Consider the following 19803-nt stretch of genomic DNA (forward strand, 5'->3'; position numbering starts at 1 on the left):
CTTCTCAAGTCCCCTGTCGCACCCGTGTGGTGAGACTGTGCTGTGCCTGTGAGTGCGTCTGTGAGTGCGCCAGTGCGCCGGCCTGGTCGTGAACCGGGTCGTGAACCTGGTCGTGAACAGCAGGAAGATGCACGGTGAACACCGTCCGACCGGGCTCGCTGTCGACGGTCACGCCACCGCCGTGGGCGGTCGTCACGGCCTGCACGATGGCGAGCCCGAGGCCCGTCGAGCCGGTCGCGCGGGAGCGCGCGGAGTCGCCGCGCGCGAACCGTTCGAAGACGCGCGGCAGCAACTCGGCCGGGATCCCCGGCCCGTTGTCCGTCACGTCCACGCACAGCCACGCCCCGCTCCGTCGCACGCGCGCGGTGACGGTCGTACCGGGCGGCGTGTGGTTGCGGGCGTTGCCCAGCAGGTTGACCAGCACCTGCTGGAGCCGGGCGGCGTCCGCGGACACCTGCGCCGGTTCGTCGGGCAGGTCGAGGCGCCAGTTGTGGTCGAGGCCGGCCGCGCGGGCGTCGCTGACCGTGTCGACCACGAGCGGTACGAGGTCGGTCTGCGCGAACTCCAGCGGCCGCCCGGCGTCCAGGCGGGCCAGCAGCAGCAGATCCTCGACCAGCAGGGTCATGCGGCCGGCCTCGGACTCGATGCGGCCCAGCGCGTGCCGGGTGTCGGGGCCGACCTGTTCGCGTCCCCGGCGAGTGAGTTCGGCGTATCCGCGGATGGAGGCGAGGGGGGTGCGCAGTTCGTGGCTGGCGTCCGCGACGAACTGCCGTACCCGCGTCTCGCTCGCCTGCCGTGCGTGCAGGGCTCCGTGCACGTGGTTCAGCATCCGGTTGAGCGCGGAGCCGACCCGGCCGACCTCGGTGTGCGGGTCGCACTCGGCCGCCGGGACGCGTTCGTCGAGGTTCACCTCGCCCGCGTGCAGCGGGAGTTCGGAGACCCGGGTGGCGGTGGCGGCGACCCTGCGCAGGGGGCGGGTGGCGACGCCGACCATGACGGTCCCGGCGAGGGAGGCGGCGATGAGGCCGGCGGCAGTGACGCTGACCTCGACGATGAGCAGCGTGTTGACGGTGACGTCGACGTCGGAGGTGGAGAGGGCGGCGTAGTAGCCGTCGTGGTACTCCACGCGGTAGTCGCCGAGGTCGGCGATCTCGACGGTGTGCGCCTTGCCGTCCCGGGGGACGGAGGCCAGCGCGGCACTCTGGTCCTCGCTGAGGGAGACCGCCGTCGTGCCGCTGAGGTCGGTGGCCTCGTCGTCCTTCTTGCCGTACTTGGCGTCCACGACGACGCCGTCGCGCACCTCGGCGACGATCGTGCCGCGCGGTTGTGGTCCGTGGGTGACGAACTCGTCGAGGTCCATCCCCTGCGGCGCCCCGCCGCCGGGCCCCGGTTCACCGGGCGGCCCGAAGCCGGACACCCGCTTCACGACCTCCTGCACCTGCCCGTCCAACTGCTCGTACAGGTGCGACCGCAACGCCAGCGTCGTCACCGTGCCGATCACCGCGCACACCACCGCGATCAGCGCCACCGACGCGACGACGAGCCGCGTCCGCAGGGTCCGCGGCCGCGGTCGTCGCCGGCGGCTCACGAGACCGCGGGCTTGATCAGGTAACCGGCGCCGCGCCGGGTGTGGATCATCGGCTCGCGCCCTGCGTCGATCTTCCGGCGCAGGTAGGAGATGTACAGCTCGACGACGTTGGCCTGTCCGCCGAAGTCGTAGGACCACACGCGGTCCAGGATCTGCGCCTTGCTCAGCACCCGCCGCGGGTTGCGCATGAGGAAGCGCAGCAGCTCGAACTCGGTGGCGGTGAGGTGGATGCCGTCGCCGCTCCGGGTGACCTCGTGGCTGTCCTCGTCGAGGGTGAGGTCGCCCACGACGAGTACGGAGTCGGAACGCCGGTCGGCGGCGCCCGAACGCCGGATCAGTCCGCGCAGCCGGGCGACGACCTCCTCGAGGCTGAACGGCTTGGTGACGTAGTCGTCCCCGCCCGCGGTCAGCCCCGCGATACGGTCCTCGACCGCGTCCTTGGCGGTCAGGAACAGCACCGGCACGTCCGGCAGGTCGCGGCGCAGCCGCCCCAGCACGCTCAGGCCGTCCATGTCGGGCAGCATCATGTCCAGTACGACGGCGTCGGGCCGGAACTCGCGCGCGGTCTGGACGGCGCCGTGGCCGTCCCCGGCGCTGCGGATCTGCCAGCCCTCGTAGCGCAGGGCCATGGACAGCAGCTCGGTGATGGACAGCTCGTCGTCCACTACAAGCACCCGGACGGGGCTCCCGTCCGGCCTCAGCAGTTCGGTACGCCCCTGGGGCGAGGTCGTGGTCATAGCGGACACGATGGCGGGGCGCTCTGAGAGCACCCTTTCCCCAAGCTGTGATTTCTCTGAGAAACCCACAGGCGCCGCTCGGGCACCGCCCTTCAGGCCTCTCCGGTCAGTCCCTCCGCCGTGAGCGTGAGGTGCCGGACCAGGACCTCGGCCGCGGCGTCGGCGTCACGGGCCAGCGCCGCCTCCTCCAGCCGGCGGTGCTCCTCGACGCCGTCCCGGCCGGGACGGCGGTGCGACGACCAGCGGCGGGCCAGCTCGCTCGCCGTCCACAGCCGGTCGAAGGTGTCCAGCAGTACGGGATTGCCGCAGCCCTCCATCAGGGCGCGGTGGAAGAGCCGGTGCGCCTCGGACCACGCGTCGCTGTAGTACTCGCCCTCGTCCGGCGCGTACACGGGCGTGCGGGACAGCCGGTGGTGGGCGGCGCGCACCCGGGCCTCCCAGTCGACGTCGCCGCGCTCGACGGACATGCGCAGCAGGACCGGTTCGACGGTGCGGCGGGCCTCCGCGATCTCCTGCCAGCGGCGGTCGGAGAAGGCCGGGACGGCGAAGCCGCGGTTGGGCAGCCGGTCGGCGAGCCCGTCGCCGACCACCCGCACGAGGGCCTCGCGCACCACGGCCAGGCTCACGCCCTGCTCCTTGGCGAGGTCCTGCGGCTTGAGGGCGGCACCTGGGGCGTGGTCGCCGCGCATGATCGCGTCCCGCAGGCGTGCGTAGACCTGCTCGGAGAGCATCCGCTTGCCCGTCGGCGGGGGCGGGGTGGTGCCGGTCTGAGTCATGGGGCCAGCATAGACGATCCCTTGAATAATCGATTATAAGTGTTATGGTCGATTACAAAGGTCGCCGCGATCGCCGCGATCGCCGCGGCCGTCCAGCAAGAGCCGTCCAGCAAGGGCCGTCCCACAACGGTCGGCCAAGTCCGAAAGGAACGACGACGCGATGAGCGCCAACAACCCGTTCGCCCGCCTCCCCGAGGCGGCCTCCTTCACCCTCACCAGCACCACCGTCGCCGACGGCGCTCCCTGGCCGGACGCGCAGCACTCCTCCGGCGTCCCCGGCGGCAAGGACGTCTCCCCGCATCTGGCGTGGAGCGGCGCGCCGGAGGGCACCAGGAGCTACGCCGTCACCGTCTACGACCCCGACGCCCCCACCGGGTCCGGCTTCTGGCACTGGGCGGTCGCCGACATCCCCGCCGCCGTCACCGAACTGTCCGAGGGCGCCGGCGACGACACCGGCTCGGGCCTGCCCGAGGCCGCCTTCCAGCTCCCCAACGACGCCCGCGCGGCCCGCTACATAGGCGCCGCCCCGCCGGCCGGGCACGGCCCGCACCGGTACTTCGTCGTGGTGCACGCCCTCGACGTCGAGTCCATCGGCGTCCCGGCCGACGCCACCCCGGCCGTCCTCGGCTTCACCATGGCCGGGCACATCCTCGGCCGCGCGGTCCTGACCGCCACCGCCGAGACTCCCGCCTGATCCACCGCGTGTCCAAGCTCATCGACACCACGGAGATGTACCTCCGCACCGTCCTGGAGCTCGAGGAGGAGGGCGTGGTCCCGCTGCGCGCCCGCATCGCCGAGCACCTGGACCAGAGCGGCCCCACCGTGAGCCAGACCGTCGCCCGCATGGAACGCGACGGACTGCTGCGGATCGCCGCCGACCGGCACCTGGAGCTGACCGACGCGGGCAGGCGGCTGGCGACGCGCGTGATGCGCAAGCACCGGCTCGCGGAGTGCCTGCTCGTCGACGTCATCGGCCTGGAGTGGGAGCAGGTCCACGCCGAGGCCTGCCGCTGGGAGCACGTGATGAGCGAGGCCGTCGAACGCCGCCTGCTGCACCTGCTGCGGCACCCGACCGAGTCGCCCTACGGCAACCCGATCCCGGGCCTGGAGGAACTGGACGGGAGGAGGCGCTCCCTGCCCCCGTGCCCCGGCGGGAACACGGTCAGCCTCAGCGACCTGGTGCTCGGGCCGGACGGTGTCGGCGCGGTCGTCCGGCGCATCGGGGAGCCGGTCCAGACCGACCGCGGGCTGCTGTCCGCCCTGCGGCGGGCCGGGGTGCGGCCCGGCGCGGTCGTGAGCGTCACGCCGTGTCCGGGCGGCGTGACGGTCGGCGGCGTCGGCCGGACCGCCGAACTCCCCACTCGGACCGCCGCCCACGTCTTCGTCGCCCCGCTGTGAACCCGGCCGTCCCACCGGCCGCCCCGTGCGTGACGGAGAGGCACCTCAGCGCCCCGGCAGCCCGAACAGCCGGGCCGCGTTGTCGTGGCAGACGCCGCGCAGCCAGTCGTCCCCCAGCTCCAGCCGCTCCAGCACGTGTAGCTGATGCAGGTAGGGATAGGGGATGTTGGGGAAGTCCGAACCCAGCAGGACGCGGTCGCCGAGGTCCGCCAGCCGGGGCAGCGCACGGCGCGGGAAGGGCGCGAGACGCTCGCTGAAGTCGGTGAACGCCATGGTCGTGTCCAGCCGCACCTCCCCGTACCGCTCGGCGAGGTCGAGAAAGTCCTCGTACTCGGGCATCCCCAGGTGCGCGACGACCAGCCGCAGCCGGGGGTGGCGCGCGAGGACGCGCGCGATCGGCTCGGGGCCGGTGTGCTTGCCGGGCGCCGGTCCCGACCCGCAGTGGATGACGACCGGGACCCCCGCCTCGGCGAGCACCGCCCACGCCGGGTCGAGCAGCTCGTCGGCCGGGTCGTATGCCCCCACCTGCACATGCGCCTTGAAGACCCGCGCCCCCGACTCGACGGCCCGGCGGACATACGTCTCGACGCCCGGCTCGGGGAAGAGGGTGGCGGTGTGCAGGCAGTCGGGCGTCCGGCGGGCGAAGTCCACCGCCCAGTCGTTCAGCCACTGGGCCATGCCCGCCTTGTGCGGATACAGCATGGCGGTGAAGGCCCGCACCCCGAACGCCCGCAGCAGCTCCGCGCGTTCGTCCTCCTCCTTCCGATAGGTGATCGGCCACTCGACCCCGCCGGTCAGCGGTCCGAGGGCGTCGAAGTAGCCCCAGACCTTGCGCAGCACCCGCTCGGGCATGAAGTGCGTGTGCACGTCGACCAGCCCGGGCAGCCCGAGCCCCTCCCAGAACCGGCGGACCTGCCCGGCCTCGTGATCACTCATGCGGCCACGATCGCGCCCCGCGGCCCCGCGAACAAGGGGGGACCGAAGAGGAGAGGCCCGAAGAGGAGAGGCCGAAGGAGGCGGAAGGGAGGGCCGAAGGCGGAGCCGAGGGGAGGGCCCGGAAAGTGCGAGAGCCCGGAAAGTGCGAGGTCAGAGATCAGAGGTCAGAACAGCCCGTCCTGTACTCCGGCCGCTCGTTTGAGCTCCCGCAGGGGCACGGCGCACGGCTCGCCCTCCGCGGACACCAGCTCCCATCCGGTCATCAGCCGTGTGTCGAGCACGACGACGCCGCGCTCCGTCGCCAGCTCCAGATCCGGCCCGGCGGCCGCCACCAGCTCACCCCCGATCGCCCCGCCCGCCACCAGCTCGGCCACCTCCGCCACGGCGGCCCGGCCCGGGTCCGCCCCCTCGAGCCCGAAGACACCCGCGTGGTCGACGGCCCGGAAGGGCTCCGGCGTCAGCGACTCCGGCCAGCCGCCGAGCGCGGCCGCCCGCGCGTGCAACCCGGCGATCTCGGCCGCCCGCTCCGCCGCCGCCCCGGGCAACCCGGCCCGCACCGCGCGCTTGTGGGCGTACGGAATGCGGTCGGGCACGCCCAGCGCGGCCCGCAGCAGCTCCTCGGTCCGGCGCGCGGCCATCAGCGGCCCGCGGCCCAGCCAGCTAAAGCACACGGCCCCCTGCTCCAGCAGCCGCGCGTCCCCCCGTTCATATGCGGTGATCCCGACCTTGACGAGCCCCGGACCGAACCACGCCAGATAGACGCGGTACGGACGCGGATCGTCCGCCATGGTGTCGGCGGCCACGGAGTGGGCCCGGTCCAGCCGCGCGCACTCCTCGCACCGCGCCCCCGTACTCCGCCCCGGCACGCCCGCCCGCAGCGGGCACGCGTGGCCCCGCGCTCCCACACAGGTCCGCACACCCCCCTCGGCGACCCCGAAGGCCACCCGCCTCCCCCGGACCAGCGCACTGCGCCGCCCTCCGACCCACGTCAGCACGGGACCGTCCGCCGCCCACCGCAGCCCCGAGCACTTCCATGCCTGTGCCATCACCGCCGAGAGTAGCGGCCACCTCTGACATCAACCGGGCGGGCACCCACTCGAGGTGAGTGCCCGCCCGGAAGTACCGTATGGGCATGGCAGAAAGTGAAGCGATGTGCCCGGAGCGCCTCGTCATGGAACACATCACCAGCCGCTGGGGCACCCTGGCCCTGATCGCCCTGCTGGACCGCCCGTACCGCTTCAGCGAACTGCGCCGGGAGATCGGCGGGGTCAGCGAGAAGATGCTGGCCCAGACGCTGCGGACCCTGGAGCGCGACGGCCTGGTCCATCGGGACGCCAAGCCCGTGATCCCACCCCGCGTGGACTACTCCCTCACCGGCCTCGGCCGCGAGGCCGCCGAACACGTCCAGGGCCTCGCGCGCTGGACGGAGCGGCGGATGGCGGCGGTCGAGCGGGCCCGCGAGGCGTACGACGCGACGCGGGCGTGACCCACCACCGTCCGGTGGGCCGGCCGTGTCACTGCTTCAGCACGGCCTTCATCACGCTCTTGGCGATGGGTGCGCCGAGCCCGCCACCGGAGATGTCCTCGCGGGAGATGTCCATGTCGGTCGGGTCGATGAACACGGCCACCGCGACGGAGGACCCGTCGTCGTTCTTGCCGTAGGACACGAACCAGCCGTACGGCACCTTTTCGTTCACGTCGACACCACGCTGCGCGGTACCGGTCTTGCCGCCGACGGTGATGCCCTCGATCTGGGCGCGGCGGGCGCTGCCCTCCTTGGCGGTGAACTCCATCATGTCCTGGACCTTCTGCGCGGTCTCGGCGGAGACCGCCTCGCTCATCACCGCGGGCTCGGTCTTCTCCAGGGTGTCGAGGTCCGGGCCCTTGACCTCGTCGACGATGTAGGGCTGCATCACCTTGCCGTCGTTGGCCAGCCCGGCGGTGACCATGGCCATCTGCATCGGCGTACTGGTGAGGCTGCCCTGTCCCATGCCGGTGAGGGCGGTGCCCGGCAGGTCGAGCTCCTCCGGGTAGAGGCTCTTGGTGGCGAGCAGGTCGCCGAAGTCGTCGGAGTAGACGTCCTCGTTGAAGCCGAACTTCTCGGCCGTCTCGCGCATCTTGTCCTGCCCCAGCTCGGCCGCGGCGTCGAGGAAGACGTTGTTGCAGGAGTACTGCATGGCGGTCTTCATCGAGGCCTTGTTGCAGACCGCGTCGCCGGCCTCACTGCTGATCTCGTTGCTGGACTGCGGCAGCGGGTACGGCGAGACGGCGTCGGTGCGGGCGTCGACGTCGGTGACGGCACCGTGCTCCAGCGCGGCGGCCGCGGTGAGGATCTTGAAGGTGGAGCCCGGCGGGTAGGTCTCGCGCAGCGCGCGGTTGGCCAGCGGCTTGTTCTTCTTCTTGCCGAGCGCGACGAAACGGTCGGACTCCTTGAAGGTGTTGCCCGCGAACGCCGACGGATCGTAGGAGGGCGCCGAGACGAGTGCCAGCACCTTGCCGGTCTGCGGATCGAGCGCGACCACGGCCCCCCGCGCGCCCTTCAGGTCGGTCAGCCCGTCCCAGGCGGCCTTCTGCGCCTTCGGGTCGATGGTGGTGACCACCGACCCGGCCCGCCGGCCCTCGCCGCTGACGACGTCGGCGAACCGCTGGAACGCCAGCCGGTCGTCCTTGCCGGTCAGGATGGAGTCGTAGGTCTTCTCCAGCAGCGTCATGCCCTGGGCCTGCGACGCGTATCCCGTCACCGGCGCGTACATCGGCCCGTCGGCGTAGGTGCGCTTGTACTTGAGGTCGGTGCCCTCGGTCTCCTTGGAGCCGGTGACGGCCCGCCCGCCGACGACGATGTCGCCGCGCGGGGTGGCGAACTGCTCGATCTGCACCCGCCGGTTCTTGGTGTCTGAGGCCAGCTCCGGGGCCCGGACGTACTGCAGCCAGTTCACGCGGATCAGCAGGCCGAGCACCAGCAGCCCGCAGAAGATCGCCACGGCCCTCAGGGGCTTGTTCACGGGTGGCCTCCGTGGAGGCTCGGCCGGTCGGATATGAAGACTGGTCCTCGCAACATGCGCTCAGCCTAAGCACAGTTGCGCACAATGATCACGTCGACAGGGAAACGTCGAAGGCCCCGCCGATCACTCGACGGGGCCTTCGCTTCATGTGCACTCGGCAGGATTCGAACCTGCAACCTTCTGATCCGTAGTCAGATGCTCTATCCGTTAAGCTACGAGTGCTCGTCTTGTTCAGTTTTACCGCCGCTCCCGGCCCTTCCGGCCCGCTCGCGGCGACAGGAAGAACATTACATGACTGCCGCCGCCATGTGAAATCCATTGGCCACACCCCTTGTGACCTGCGAAAACGACCACAATGGCATGATGTGCGCACCCCGCCAACACCGAAGCCCCAGCCGTGTGGGCCGGGGCTTCGGTGATCGGTGCGGAGGCGGAGGGATTTGAACCCTCGATGGGCTTTAAAACCCAAACCGCATTAGCAGTGCGGCGCCATAGACCGGACTAGGCGACGCCTCCAGACAACATCACCCTTCGCGTGCGAGCGCGAATGGCGCGTGCCGATGATGACACAGTTGAGCGCGCTGTCACCAATCGACCCCTACGGTACTAGGCGGGCAGGCCACAGGGCAAAGCCCTTACGGCGTACCCAGGGCCTACTCGCGGCCTACTCACGGCGTATCCACGGCGTACCCCACGGCCGGACGCGCAACGTCCGGGCGGCCGGCGCGTTGGTCAGGTCATGTTCCAGGTCACCCGCACCCCCGCCGCCCGCCTCCTCGGCGCCGCCGCCCTGTCCGTCGCCTCGCTCGCCGCCCTCTGCGCCGCGCACCCGGCCGCCGCCGCGGGCCCCGCCGTCCCGGACGGTGATCACCTGACGGTCACCGTCCGCGACGCCGGTGCCGGCGCGGACGGCACGTACGAGCTGTACTGCCACCCCGGCGGCGGCGACCACCCCGACCCGGAGGGCGCCTGCGCCGTCGTCGAGCGCAGCACCCGGTGGGGCGAGGACACCTTCGCGCCGGTGCCCGAGGGCAGCGTCTGCACCATGCAGTACGGCGGCCCGGCCACCGCGCACGTCACCGGCACCTGGGCCGGACGCCCCGTCGACGCGACGTACGACCGCCGCGACGGCTGCGAGATCTCCCGCTGGGACCGCATGGTGCCCCTGCTGCCCGAGGTGGGAGCACCGACGCGGTCCTGACGACCCGGTCCTGGCCACCCTGTCGCGGAGACCCCGTCGCGGGACCGCTCCCAGGGGCCGGTCGCGGGGGTGCGGATGACGGCCGTGGGCGGTTCCCGACGGTTACCGGTCACACGTTCTACGTCACTTCCTCGTGCGACCTCCGTCCCATCCCACGCCGCCCGCCGGGCCCCAACCCTTAGACTCCGTCGCGTGACACGCCGCGGGCCGATTGGCAAGATGGCCCAGGCGGTCGGCAAGTGCGGTAATAGGAGGGAAGCGTCTCGTGAGCAGCAGGCCATCCCGAGGCACTGCTCGCCTCGCAGCCATACTGGACGCGCTGCCCGACGCGTTGGTCCTGGTCAACGCAAACGGCACCGTGGTCAACGCGAACACCATCGCGCTGGAGGCGTTCGAGACGCCCGGCACCGCGCTGGTCGGTCGCGGACTGCTGGATCTGCTGCCGCAGTTCGACTCGCGGCTCATCCCCGGGTCCATGCGGCGGCCGGACCACATCGATCCACGGGCGCGCACCAAGCCGACCCGGATGATCGCCCGGCGCACCGACGGCTCCGAGTTCCCGGTCGAGGTCACCAGCGCCAACCTGGAGACCGGCCAGCAGGCCTACGACACCTACGGCTACACCGGCGACGAACTGCTGATGCTCGTCGTCCGCGACCTCTCCGGCACCGTCGACACCGAGGCCGAGCTGGCCCGTTCGCAGCGGCAGACCGAGATGATCCTGCGGGCCGCCTCCGAGGGCGTCGTGGGCACCGACACCGACGGCCGGATCGTCCTCGTCAACCCGGCCGCCGCCCAGATCCTGGGCTACCGGGCCGGTGAACTCGGCGGCCGTGAACTGCACACCCTCGTCCTGCACTCGCGCGCCGACGGCTCGCCCTTCCCGTACGACGAGTCCCCGCTCGCCGACACCCTGCGCTCCGGGCGCAAGCACCGGGTGCGCGGGCAGGTGGTGTTCGCCAAGAGCGGCGACCAGTTGCCGGTCGACCTGACGACGGCGCCGGTGCGCGACGGCGACCAGCTCGTCGGTGCCGTGATGACCTTCACCGACCGGCGTCCCCACGACGCGCTCGTCAAGGAGCACGAGGAGGCGGCGCAGCGGCAGGCCGAGGAAATGGAGCGGCTCGTCGAGGAGCACGCCTCCGAGCTGACCGCACTGCGTCAGCGGCACGCGAGCGAGCTGGCGGAGCTGCGGGAGCAGCACGCGGAGGAGACCGCCGCGGACGCCGACCGCTACGCGGCCCTCGGCGAGCGGGAGAAGGACCGGTACGAGGCGATCGCCGCCCGGCACGAGCAGTTGCTCACCCTCCTCGGCGACTCCCTGCGCGGCCCCCTCGACGAGCTGCGCCAGGAGCTGGCCGCGCTGGCGTCGGACGACGCCGGGCAGTTGTGGCCCGAGGCCAACCAGGTGCTGCACCACCTGTCGGCCGGCTACGCGCGCATCACCACCCTCATCGACAACGTCCTCGGCTACCAGCGCCTCGACGTCGGCAACGAGCAGGTCGCCCGTACGAAGGTGATGCTCGACGCCGTCGTCGCCGCCGGTGTCGACGGGGCCGTGGAGCTGATCGGGCCGGGGCGGGTGCAGTTCGCCGTGCACGCGCCGCCCATCGAGGCCGAGGTCGATCCCCGGCTGCTGGCCACCGCGCTCGCCCATCTCGTCGCGGACGTCGCGGGCGTCGACGCCACCGGCAACTCGCCGGTGTCGGCGACGGGCGGCTACCTGGACAACACCGTCGTGGTCGCGGCGGCGCAGCGCGGCGAGGTCGTACGCATCGAGGTGCGCGGACCGTACGCCGGGGGAGACCCGGTGCACGAGCCGATCGTGCGCGGGATCGTGCGGGCGCACGGTGGCGTGCTGCAGACACACGAGGTGCCGGGCATGAGCGGCAGCGCGTACGTGCTGGAGGTGCCGATCGGTGGCGGGGCGGGGGCGGTCGCGGCCCAGGCCGCCCAGCTCGCCCTGGGCGCCGGGGTCGCCGTTCACGGCGACGACGGTGCCGCAGGGGTCTCGGGGGTCGCGGAGGTCGCGGAGGTCGTGGGTACGGACAACGCCGTGGCCGTGCGGGCGCCGGCGCACGGGGGCGGGCGGCGGCGGGCTCGGCGGGCGTCCGTCGACGCGTTCCTGGAGAGCGAGGTCGCGGGAGCGCCGGACGCGGGCGGTGCCGAGCCGGAGGCGGAGAACGCCGCACCGACCGGGCGGCGCAGGCGACGCGCGGCCCAGGCTCAGCAGGCTCAGGAGCAGCTCGCTCAGGAGCAGGCCGCCCAAGGACAGACCGCCCCGGGACAAGCCGTCCCCGGACAGGCCGCCCATGGACAGGCCGTGGCCTCCGCCCCGCTCCCGGTGCCCGCGCAGGCGGGGCCGGGCGAGGGCGCCGGGTCGGGTGGTACGGGGCGGCGGCGCGGGCGGCCCGCGGAGTCCGCCGGTGCCGAGGTCGCCGGGGCCGAAGTCGCCGGGGTGCCCCAGGGGCCGCTCGGCGGGGTGTCCGAGGGCGCCGTCGTCATGGCCGGCGAGCACGGCGGAGGGGCCGCGGCGTCCAACACCGGTCTGGGTGGGGCCGTACCGCCGCAGGGCGTGCCCGCGCCCGCCGGCCGAGGTGCCGGACAGGACGGCGGGGAGCAGCAGGCGCTGCCTCCGGCGCTGCCCGCGCAGGCCGGCGCGTCGGATCCGGCCGACGCGGACCGGCCGACGGGGCGCCGACGCCGCGCCCTGGCCTCCGCGAACGAACGCGCCGCCGCACAGGAGGCGGCCCCGCGCCAGGTGTTCGCCCTGCCCCCCGCCGACACCGACGCCGACGCCGACCGGCCGTCCGACGGGACGACGGAGGCACCAGGGACTCCTGGGGCTCCCGTGGCCGCGCCCACGGGAGCGGCGCAGGGGCAGGTTGGCCGGGCCCAGGTGCCCGGACCGGCCGTTCCCGGTGACGCCCTGGGCGACGCCGGCCGTCACGACGCCGTACCGCACGACCAGGCCGACGACCACACGCCGCCGCAGCCGCATCCGGCCGAGGCGCCCACCGGACGCCGCCGCCGGGCCGGAGCCACCCGGCCGACCGAGGAATCGGTGCCGGGGCAGGGCCGACCGGCACAGAACGCTCCCGCGCAGAACGCTCCGGCGCAGGGCACCCCGGTTCAAGGGGCGCCGCCGGTGCAGGGAGCCCCCGTGCCCGCGCAGCACACCGCCGGCCGGGGTGTACCCGCCCCGGCCGCCCAGACCACCCGGGCCGCGGGTGCGGAGGCAGGCGCCGACACCGCGCCGCCCTCCGCTGCCGCCGGTCAGCCCGCCCCCGCCCCGCAGTCGTGGCCCGCCACCGCGGACACGCAGGGCGCCGGCACCCCCGTACCGCCCGCCGCACCGGCATCCGCACCTGCGGCCCCCGCACCCGCGCCTGCACAGGGCGTCCCCGCCTCCACGCCGAGCCGGGGCACCCCGCTGCCGCCCGAGAACGCGCCCGCCCCCCGCGCGGCGCAGCCCCTGCCCGCCGAGGCGTCCGCACCCGTCGACCCGAACTCGACCCAGGGGCGGGCGATCAGCGTGCGGACCCTGGGCCAGGGCGTGCCGTTCAACCGGCAGGCGGTCCAGGTGCAGCAGTCGTCGGCCCTGCCCGCCGCCCCGCCGCCGTCGGCCACACCCGCCCCGCACCAGCCGGGCGTCGGCGGCCGACGCCGCAAGCTGGGTACGCCGCCCGACCCGGCCGCCGCCCGCCCGGAGCAGTCGGCCCGCCCGCACCCGTCCGCCGAGCAGCCGCCCACCGCGCAGCCGAAGAAGCAGTCCCAGCCGCAGCCCCAAGAGCAGGAGCAGGAGCAGCAGTCGTCGGTCGGCGGTCAGCGACGGATCGCGCCGGTCACCGAGGGCGCCGGACGGTCGTACGCCATAGGGGCACCGGACCGGAACGCGGCCGAGGGACCCGAACCGCTGGACGGGCCCGGCGGGGCCGTGGAGGTGGCGGACCCGCCGCGTCCGCAGCCGATGGACGACGAACTGCCGCCGGAGCCGCTGGACAATCCGCGGCGGCTGCTGGTGTGGCCCGCGCCGGACGTCTCCACGCAGCAGGCGCTCAGTGACCGCGGCTACCGGCCGGTGATCGTGCACTCGCGCGAGGAGGTCGACGCGCAGATCGCGGCGTTCCCCGCCGCGCTGTTCGTCGACCCGCTGACCGGGCCGATCACGCGCACGGCACTCCAGTCGCTGCGGCAGGCGGCGGTGGCGGCCGAGGTTCCGGTGCTGGTCACGGCCGGGCTCGGACAGGCCTCGCGGGACGCCGCCTACGGCGCCGATCCGGCCGTACTGCTGAAGGCGCTCGCGCCCCGGGACAGCGAGCAGCATCCGCCGCGCGTACTGCTGATCGAGGAGCACGCGGAGATCGCGCTGGCGCTGACCGCGACGCTGGAACGGCGCGGGATGCAGGTGGCGCGGGCGGCGAGCGACGCCGACGCGGTGACGCTGGCGGGGCAGTTCCGGCCGAACCTGGTCGTGATGGACCTGATGCGGGTGCAGCGCGGGCAGGAGGGCGCGGCCGGGATCGTCGACTGGTTGCGTGCCAACGGGCAGCTCAACCGCACCCCGCTCGTCGTCTACACCGCCGCCGTCGACCAGGCGGACCTGCCGCGGCTGGCCTCGGGCGAGACGGTGCTGTTCCTGGCGGAGCGTTCCACCAGCGGCGAGGTGCAGGCCCGGATCGTCGAGCTGCTCTCCCGGATCGGGACCAACTGACGCTCCGGCGACCCGCTCCGACGCCCCGCTCCGGCGTCCCGCTCCTACGCCCGGGCGCTACCCGTCGACGATCCTGCGCGCCGCCTTCTTGATCGAGGCGCGCAGACGGTCGGCGTCGGTGTCCTCGCCGCCGACCAGGATGCGATGCATCTGGGGCACGACGACCGCCCAGTTGGCCATCGCGACCAGCAGGAACAGCAGGTCGGACGCCGGGATCGCGTCGGTGACCACGCCGCGCTCCTGGCCGTCCCGCACGGCGGCGACCTTGCGGGCGTAGTGGGCCTGGCGTTCGGCCTCGTGGGGCAGCTCGGCGGTGCCGTACTCCATGCCCTCCCAGAAGAGGAGGCGCAGCAGCTCGGGGTGGGCGGCGTGGTAGTCCAGCAGGCGGTCGACCCAGCCCTCGATGTCGTCCGGGTCGACGGGGACCGAGATCGCGAGGTCGAGCATCTTCTTCTCGAGGACGGACGCGAACAGCTCGCTCTTGTTGCCGTAGTAGGCGTAGATCAGTTGCTTGTTCGCCTTGGCCTCCGCCGCGATGCGGTCGATGCGCGCGCCGGCGATGCCGTGGCGGGCGAACTCCGCGACCGCCGCCTCGAAGATCCGGGCTTTGGTGGCCTCGGGGTCTCTTGCTGCCATGAGGCCAGGGTAGCGGGACGGACCCGGTAACCAACTATTTGGTTGACACGGATCGGGAATGCGGGCCAGACTCCGGGAGTTCTTCCAACCAACCAGTTAGTTGCTAGTTGTCAGTGCGCTCGAAGGAGTGGCTCCGCTCATGCCGTCACCGTCGCCACCGCCGTCATCGTCCGCAACCACGCGGACCGGAACCGCCGGGATATCTGTAATTTCTGGGACACCTGGGATACCTCGGACACCCGAGACACCCGAGACACCCGAGACACCTGGGACACCTGGGACCGGGCCGTCCGGCGCCGCCGCCGCCCGGCTCTTCCTCCCCCTGATCGCCCTCTGCACCGCCGTGACGGCCGCCAACATCTACCTCGCGGCGCCCCTGCTCCCCCTCATCGCCCACGACATGGGCTCCACCCCCTCGGGGGTCGCCTGGCTCGCCTCGGTCGCGCAGCTCGGATACGCGGCCGGCCTGCTCTTCTTCGCCCCGCTCGGGGACACCGTGAACCGGCGCCGCCTGGTCGCCGCCCTCTCACTGGTCGCCACGGCGGCCCTGCTCGCCGCCGCCGCGTCGGCCGGGACCGGCGCGCTCGCGGGCGCCGTCCTGGTCGCCTCGGCCGCGACCGTCGTACCGCAGCTCCTGGTCCCGCTGGTCGCCCGGCGCGCCCCCGCCGACCGCCGGGCCCGGCATGTCGCGGCCGTCATCGCGGGCCTGTTCACCGGCGTCGTGGCGGCCCGGGTGCTCGGCGGTCTCGCCGGGCAGGCCTTCGGCTGGCGCGCGGTGTTCGTGGGCGCCGCCGTACTGACCGCCGTACTGGGCCTTGCGACCGCGTACATCCTGCCCGTGGAGCGGCGGCAGCGGCGGGGCGGTCCGCTGTTCGCGGGGCTCGTCGCGATACCGGGCGTGGTGCGCCACTCGCCCGACCTGTGGCGGGCATGCGTGCGCCAGGCGGGGATGTACGGCGCGTGGAGCGCCCTGTGGACCTCGCTCGCGCTGCTCCTGGCGAGCGACGACGGGTACGGCATGACCACCGCGGCGGCCGGGCTGTTCGGCCTGTTCGGGCTCGCGGCGAGTGTGGTCGCGCCGCTCGCGGGCGGCCTGGTCGACCGGTTCGGCGCCGCCAGGGTCGTACGGTCCGCGTATCTGCTGGCCGCGCTGTCGCTGCCGCTGTTCTGGCTGGGCGGGCAGGCGATGGCGGCCCTGTGCGCGGCGGCCGTCCTGGTACACGCCGCCCTGGTCGCCTCCCACGTCGCCAACCAGACCCTCGCCCTGACCACCACCTCCGCCCCAGCCACCGCCAACACGGCGTACGTCGTCGCCGGCTTCGCGGGCGGCGCGCTGGCCTCGGCCCTCGCGGGACCCGCGTTCGGCCACTGGGGCTGGGGCGGCGTGTGCGCGGTGGCGGGGGTGTGGCTGGTGCTGGGGTGGTCGGCCACGGCGGTGCGGACACGGTAGGCACGCGGACACGGGGGCGCCGGGTGGGTGCGGATCCCCACCCGGCGCCCCCGCCCCGTGCGCGCCTCGGTCCTGCCCGCCTCGGCCGTACGGTCAGAGGCGGGTGATGTCCGTGATGTCCAGCCCGCCGTCGGCGTACTGCCTGCGAAGCACCTTCTTGTCGAACTTGCCGACGCTGGTCTTCGGCACCGTCTCGATGACCGTCCAGCGCTCCGGGAGCTGCCACTTGGCGATCTTGCCGTCCTCGGCGAGGAAGGTGCGCAGGGCGGTGAAGTCGGCGGTGGCGCCCTCCCGCAGGACGACGGTGGCCAGCGGACGCTCGCCCCACTTGTCGTCGGGGACGGCGACCACGGCGGCCTCGGCGACGTCCGGGTGGGACATCAGCGCGTTCTCCAGCTCGACGGAGGAGATCCACTCCCCGCCGGACTTGATGACGTCCTTGGCCCGGTCGGTGAGGGTGAGGAAGCCGTCGGGGGAGATCGTGCCGACGTCACCGGTCTTCAGCCAGCCGTCCTCGCTGAACTTGTCGGCGGGACGCATCGGCTCGGCCCCGGGACCGTTGTAGTAGGCGCCGGCGATCCAGTTGCCGCGCACCTCCAGCTCACCCGCGGACTCGCCGTCCCAGGGCAGGCGCTCGCCGCCGGGACCGGTGAGGCGGGCCTCGACGCCGACCGGGAAGCGGCCCTGGGTGAGCCGGTACGCGAACTCCTCCGGCGTCCCGACCGCGCGGGCCGGCGGCCGGGCGATCGTGCCCAGCGGGGAGGTCTCCGTCATGCCCCAGGCGTGGCAGACCCGCATGCCGAGCGCGTCGAAGGCCTCCATCAGCGACGGGGGACAGGCGGAGCCGCCGATGGTGACCTGGGTGAGGGAGGAGACGTCCCGGGGCTTCGCGGTCAGCTCGGCGAGCAGCCCCTGCCAGATGGTGGGGACGGCGGCGGCGTGCGTGGGCCGCTCGCTCTCGATCATCGCGGCGAGCGGGGCCGGCTGGAGGAAGCGGTCCGGCATCAGCATGTTGACGCCGGTCATGAAGGTGGCGTGCGGCAGTCCCCAGGCGTTGACGTGGAACTGCGGGACCACGACCAGCGAGGTGTCCTCGTCGGTCAGGCCCATCGACTGGGCCATGTTGACCTGCATGGAGTGCAGGTAGATGGAGCGGTGGCTGTAGACCACGCCCTTGGGGTCCCCGGTGGTGCCGGAGGTGTAGCACATGGCGGCCGCGGCACGCTCGTCCAGCTCGGGCCAGTCGTACGTGGTGGGCTTCCGGGCGATCAGGTCCTCGTACTCGTGCACCTGGACGGCGGCCCCGTCCAGCAGCGTGCGGTCGCCGGGCCCGGTGACGACGACGTGCTCGACCGTCTTGAGGTGCGGCAGCAGCGGGGCGAGCAGCGGGAGCAGGGAGCCGTTGGCGATCACGACGCGGTCGGCCGCGTGGTTCACGATCCAGGCGAGCTGCTCGGGCGGAAGGCGGAGATTGAGGGTGTGGAGGATCGCGCCCATCGAGGGGATCGCGAAGTAGGCCTCGACATGCTCGGCGTTGTTCCACATGAGGGTCGCCACGCGTTCGTCGTCGCCGACGGCGAGGTCCTCACGCAGGGCGTGCGCGAGCTGGGCGGCGCGGGCGCCGATCTCGGCGAAGGAACGGCGGTGCGGCTCGTCCTCACCGGTCCAGGTGGTCACCTGCGAACTGCCGTGGATCGTCGACCCGTGGGTCAGGATCCTCGATATCAGCAGCGGTACATCCTGCATCGTGCTCAGCACGGTGTCCTCCCGGGGCGACATTGCCTACGCGGCGGTAAGGGTTGCGCTGATTCTGCGCACATACCGCGCGGTATGTCACTAGTCCCGGGTGATCGATCAGTACGAGTTGCCCGTCGGAGTGCGGATCGGCGTCATCCACCGAAGCACCCAAAGACTTTCATTACCGAACAATCCCCAGCTCAGGGTCCTCGCGGAGCTTGCCGAGCGCCCGGGACACCGCCGACTTCACCGTGCCCACGGAAACTCCGAGCACTTCGGCCGTCCGGGCCTCGCTGAGGTCCTCGTAGTACCTGAGGACGACCATCGCACGCTGTCGGGCCGGCAGCTTCATGATCGCCCGCCACATCGCGTCGTGCAGGGCCTGCCGCTCCGCCGGGTCGTCGGCGCCGGGCACGGGATCCGGCTCGGGCAGCTCGTCGCAGGCGAACTCGTCCACCTTGCGCTTGCGCCACTGCGACGTCCGGGTGTTCAGCAGCGCCCGGCGCACATAGCCGTCCAGCGCGCGATGGTCCTCGATGCGCTCCCAGGCCACGTACGTCTTGGTGAGCGCGGTCTGCAGCAGATCCTCCGCGTCGCTCGGGTTCGCGGTGAGCGACCGGGCGGTACGCAGCAGCACCGGCTGGCGGGCCTTCACGTACGACGAGAACGACGCGTACGAGAAGGCCTGCTTCCGTGCTGCGGCCACGGCCGGTGAGATGGCCGGCGCCGTGGCCCGTGCCGTGGCCCGTGCCGTGGCTGTGGCGGCGTTCGAAGCGCTGGTGCAGACGGGTGTGGTCATGACTCAACGCTATGAGCGAGAGGGCGCCCGGCGGATCGGCCGCAGGTCCCGAAGCCGAGTCCGCCTCAGGTTGTAGGGGTGGTGTTGGCCCCACCTCCTGTAGGTGGACGAGGGGAGGAGCCGTACTGCGGGTCAACCCCTGAGGGCTCCCCTGACGTCTCCCCCGAGGGCTCCCCGGGGGCCAGCCGGCGAGACAGTCCGCCGGCGAGAGCCAGACGGGAGCCAGGCGAGCCTCAGACAGGAACCAGACGGGGAGTCGGACAGGAGCCAGACGGGGAGCCAGACGGGGAGTCATACAGGACCCAAACGGGAGCCAAAGGCACGAAAACGCCTGCGCGGCGGTACCGAAGCACCGCCACCCAGACGCACTGCGACCCCATGAAGCACACCCGCACAAGGACCCGGGGGCCGGCGCGGCAGCGCACCCGCGCCGGCCCCTCAGCTCACCACCACAGCGGGGAGAAGCTGATGGCCACGTTCTCGTTGCCCTGATTGATCGCCGTGAACGCGGAGCCGTCGACCTGCGCGGTGTTGCTCTGGTTCGAGGCCCCCGAGCCGACCGCCTGCTGCTGCGTGGTGGACGAGTTGCCGTTGTTGTCGTCGCCGACGCCGCTGCCGAGGATGCCGGCGTTGGCGCTGGCGGCGGTCGCGTTCGATCCGTCGTCCGCGAAGGCGCCGTTGTCCGCCGTGGCCACGCCACCGAAGAGAGCGGCGGCGAGCGGAAGTGCGGCGACGGCGGCGACGACACGGGCGGTACGGATGCTTGCCATGTTGTTCCTCCAGAACAAGTGCGCACCGGCTTCAGCCGACAACGCGAGAAGTACCTGAA

Annotated in this window: 16 protein-coding genes and 2 tRNA genes; 6 read left to right on the forward strand and 12 right to left on the reverse strand. The window is 72.9% G+C overall.

Annotated features, from left to right (window positions below; all coding sequences use genetic code 11):
- Positions 1–4: 4 nt before the first annotated feature.
- The 3 genes from KUM40_RS04355 to KUM40_RS04365 form a co-directional block, all read right to left on the reverse strand.
- Entirely contained in the window at positions 5–1588 is a 1584-nt protein-coding gene (locus KUM40_RS04355) for a HAMP domain-containing sensor histidine kinase (RefSeq protein ID WP_217162999.1), read from the reverse strand.
- Positions 1585–2325, reverse strand: a complete 741-nt coding sequence (locus KUM40_RS04360) for a response regulator transcription factor (protein ID WP_217163001.1) — start codon at positions 2323–2325, stop codon at positions 1585–1587. The genes KUM40_RS04355 and KUM40_RS04360 overlap by 4 nt, the downstream gene beginning before the upstream one ends.
- 92 nt (positions 2326–2417) lie before the next feature.
- Positions 2418–3101, reverse strand: a complete 684-nt coding sequence (locus KUM40_RS04365) for a GntR family transcriptional regulator (protein ID WP_217163003.1) — start codon at positions 3099–3101, stop codon at positions 2418–2420.
- A 160-nt stretch (positions 3102–3261) separates the two neighbouring features.
- Here KUM40_RS04365 and KUM40_RS04370 point away from each other — a divergent pair, with 160 nt between their 5' ends.
- Both KUM40_RS04370 and KUM40_RS04375 read left to right on the forward strand, forming a co-directional pair.
- Complete coding sequence (locus KUM40_RS04370) at positions 3262–3795, forward strand: YbhB/YbcL family Raf kinase inhibitor-like protein (RefSeq protein ID WP_217163006.1); 534 nt, start codon at positions 3262–3264, stop codon at positions 3793–3795.
- A gap of 8 nt (positions 3796–3803) precedes the next feature.
- Complete coding sequence (locus KUM40_RS04375) at positions 3804–4499, forward strand: metal-dependent transcriptional regulator (RefSeq protein WP_217163018.1); 696 nt, start codon at positions 3804–3806, stop codon at positions 4497–4499.
- Between the two features lie 45 nt (positions 4500–4544).
- On the opposite strand, the gene KUM40_RS04380 is transcribed toward KUM40_RS04375, so the two are convergent.
- Both KUM40_RS04380 and KUM40_RS04385 read right to left on the reverse strand, forming a co-directional pair.
- On the reverse strand, positions 4545–5435 hold the full coding sequence (locus tag KUM40_RS04380) for an amidohydrolase family protein (protein ID WP_217163022.1): 891 nt from the start codon (positions 5433–5435) through the stop codon (positions 4545–4547).
- A gap of 164 nt (positions 5436–5599) precedes the next feature.
- Positions 5600–6481 (reverse strand): DUF2797 domain-containing protein, encoded by an 882-nt coding sequence (locus KUM40_RS04385; protein ID WP_217163025.1) that lies wholly within the window; start codon positions 6479–6481, stop codon positions 5600–5602.
- A gap of 80 nt (positions 6482–6561) precedes the next feature.
- On the opposite strand from KUM40_RS04385, the gene KUM40_RS04390 reads away from it, so the two are divergent.
- Entirely contained in the window at positions 6562–6921 is a 360-nt protein-coding gene (locus tag KUM40_RS04390; RefSeq protein WP_217163027.1) for a helix-turn-helix domain-containing protein, read from the forward strand.
- A 28-nt stretch (positions 6922–6949) separates the two neighbouring features.
- On the opposite strand, the gene KUM40_RS04395 is transcribed toward KUM40_RS04390, so the two are convergent.
- From KUM40_RS04395 to KUM40_RS04405, 3 genes are all read right to left on the reverse strand, one after another.
- On the reverse strand, positions 6950–8437 hold the full coding sequence (locus KUM40_RS04395; RefSeq protein ID WP_217163030.1) for a penicillin-binding protein 2: 1488 nt from the start codon (positions 8435–8437) through the stop codon (positions 6950–6952).
- A gap of 149 nt (positions 8438–8586) precedes the next feature.
- A tRNA-Arg gene (locus tag KUM40_RS04400) sits at positions 8587–8659 on the reverse strand.
- A gap of 203 nt (positions 8660–8862) precedes the next feature.
- Positions 8863–8953 (reverse strand) — tRNA-Ser (locus KUM40_RS04405).
- 223 nt (positions 8954–9176) lie between these two features.
- On the opposite strand from KUM40_RS04405, the gene KUM40_RS04410 reads away from it, so the two are divergent.
- Both KUM40_RS04410 and KUM40_RS04415 read left to right on the forward strand, forming a co-directional pair.
- Positions 9177–9638, forward strand: coding sequence for an SSI family serine proteinase inhibitor (locus KUM40_RS04410; protein ID WP_217163032.1), 462 nt, complete (start codon positions 9177–9179; stop codon positions 9636–9638).
- 265 nt (positions 9639–9903) lie between these two features.
- Positions 9904–14352, forward strand: a complete 4449-nt coding sequence (locus tag KUM40_RS04415) for a PAS domain-containing protein (protein WP_217163035.1) — start codon at positions 9904–9906, stop codon at positions 14350–14352.
- A gap of 57 nt (positions 14353–14409) precedes the next feature.
- On the opposite strand, the gene KUM40_RS04420 is transcribed toward KUM40_RS04415, so the two are convergent.
- Positions 14410–14988 carry a TetR family transcriptional regulator gene (locus KUM40_RS04420; protein WP_217163038.1) on the reverse strand — a complete coding sequence of 193 codons (579 nt, stop codon included), beginning with the start codon at positions 14986–14988 and terminating at the stop codon, positions 14410–14412.
- 226 nt (positions 14989–15214) lie between these two features.
- Between KUM40_RS04420 and KUM40_RS04425 the strand changes: the two genes are divergently transcribed.
- Positions 15215–16438, forward strand: coding sequence for an MFS transporter (locus KUM40_RS04425; RefSeq protein ID WP_374227345.1), 1224 nt, complete (start codon positions 15215–15217; stop codon positions 16436–16438).
- A gap of 93 nt (positions 16439–16531) precedes the next feature.
- On the opposite strand, the gene KUM40_RS04430 is transcribed toward KUM40_RS04425, so the two are convergent.
- From KUM40_RS04430 to KUM40_RS04440, 3 genes are all read right to left on the reverse strand, one after another.
- The gene (locus tag KUM40_RS04430; RefSeq protein WP_217163042.1) at positions 16532–18217 is read right to left on the reverse strand and encodes a long-chain fatty acid--CoA ligase; all 1686 of its coding nucleotides are present in this window, start codon (positions 18215–18217) and stop codon (positions 16532–16534) included.
- A 139-nt stretch (positions 18218–18356) separates the two neighbouring features.
- On the reverse strand, positions 18357–18974 hold the full coding sequence (locus tag KUM40_RS04435; protein ID WP_217163044.1) for a SigE family RNA polymerase sigma factor: 618 nt from the start codon (positions 18972–18974) through the stop codon (positions 18357–18359).
- A 443-nt stretch (positions 18975–19417) separates the two neighbouring features.
- A complete protein-coding gene (locus KUM40_RS04440) occupies positions 19418–19744 on the reverse strand; it encodes a hypothetical protein (protein ID WP_217163046.1) in 327 nt (108 codons plus the stop codon).
- Positions 19745–19803 lie beyond the last annotated feature (59 nt).

Origin of the sequence: Streptomyces sp. AC512_CC834, assembly GCF_019049325.1 — a bacterium.
Taxonomy (GTDB): Bacteria; Actinomycetota; Actinomycetes; order Streptomycetales; family Streptomycetaceae; genus Streptomyces.

Bases quoted from the DNA above. Each gene is read 5' to 3' on its own strand.
- KUM40_RS04410 (WP_217163032.1), top strand. From the start codon at position 9,177: ATGTTCCAGGTCACCCGCACCCCCGCCGCCCGCCTCCTCGGCGCCGCC.
- KUM40_RS04360 (WP_217163001.1), bottom strand. From the start codon at position 2,325: ATGACCACGACCTCGCCCCAGGGGCGTACCGAACTGCTGAGGCCGGAC.
- KUM40_RS04380 (WP_217163022.1), bottom strand. From the start codon at position 5,435: ATGAGTGATCACGAGGCCGGGCAGGTCCGCCGGTTCTGGGAGGGGCTC.
- KUM40_RS04430 (WP_217163042.1), bottom strand. From the start codon at position 18,217: ATGTCGCCCCGGGAGGACACCGTGCTGAGCACGATGCAGGATGTACCG.
- KUM40_RS04440 (WP_217163046.1), bottom strand. From the start codon at position 19,744: ATGGCAAGCATCCGTACCGCCCGTGTCGTCGCCGCCGTCGCCGCACTT.
- KUM40_RS04390 (WP_217163027.1), top strand. From the start codon at position 6,562: ATGGGCATGGCAGAAAGTGAAGCGATGTGCCCGGAGCGCCTCGTCATG.
- KUM40_RS04370 (WP_217163006.1), top strand. From the start codon at position 3,262: ATGAGCGCCAACAACCCGTTCGCCCGCCTCCCCGAGGCGGCCTCCTTC.
- KUM40_RS04385 (WP_217163025.1), bottom strand. From the start codon at position 6,481: ATGGCACAGGCATGGAAGTGCTCGGGGCTGCGGTGGGCGGCGGACGGT.
- KUM40_RS04420 (WP_217163038.1), bottom strand. From the start codon at position 14,988: ATGGCAGCAAGAGACCCCGAGGCCACCAAAGCCCGGATCTTCGAGGCG.
- KUM40_RS04365 (WP_217163003.1), bottom strand. From the start codon at position 3,101: ATGACTCAGACCGGCACCACCCCGCCCCCGCCGACGGGCAAGCGGATG.
- KUM40_RS04435 (WP_217163044.1), bottom strand. From the start codon at position 18,974: ATGACCACACCCGTCTGCACCAGCGCTTCGAACGCCGCCACAGCCACG.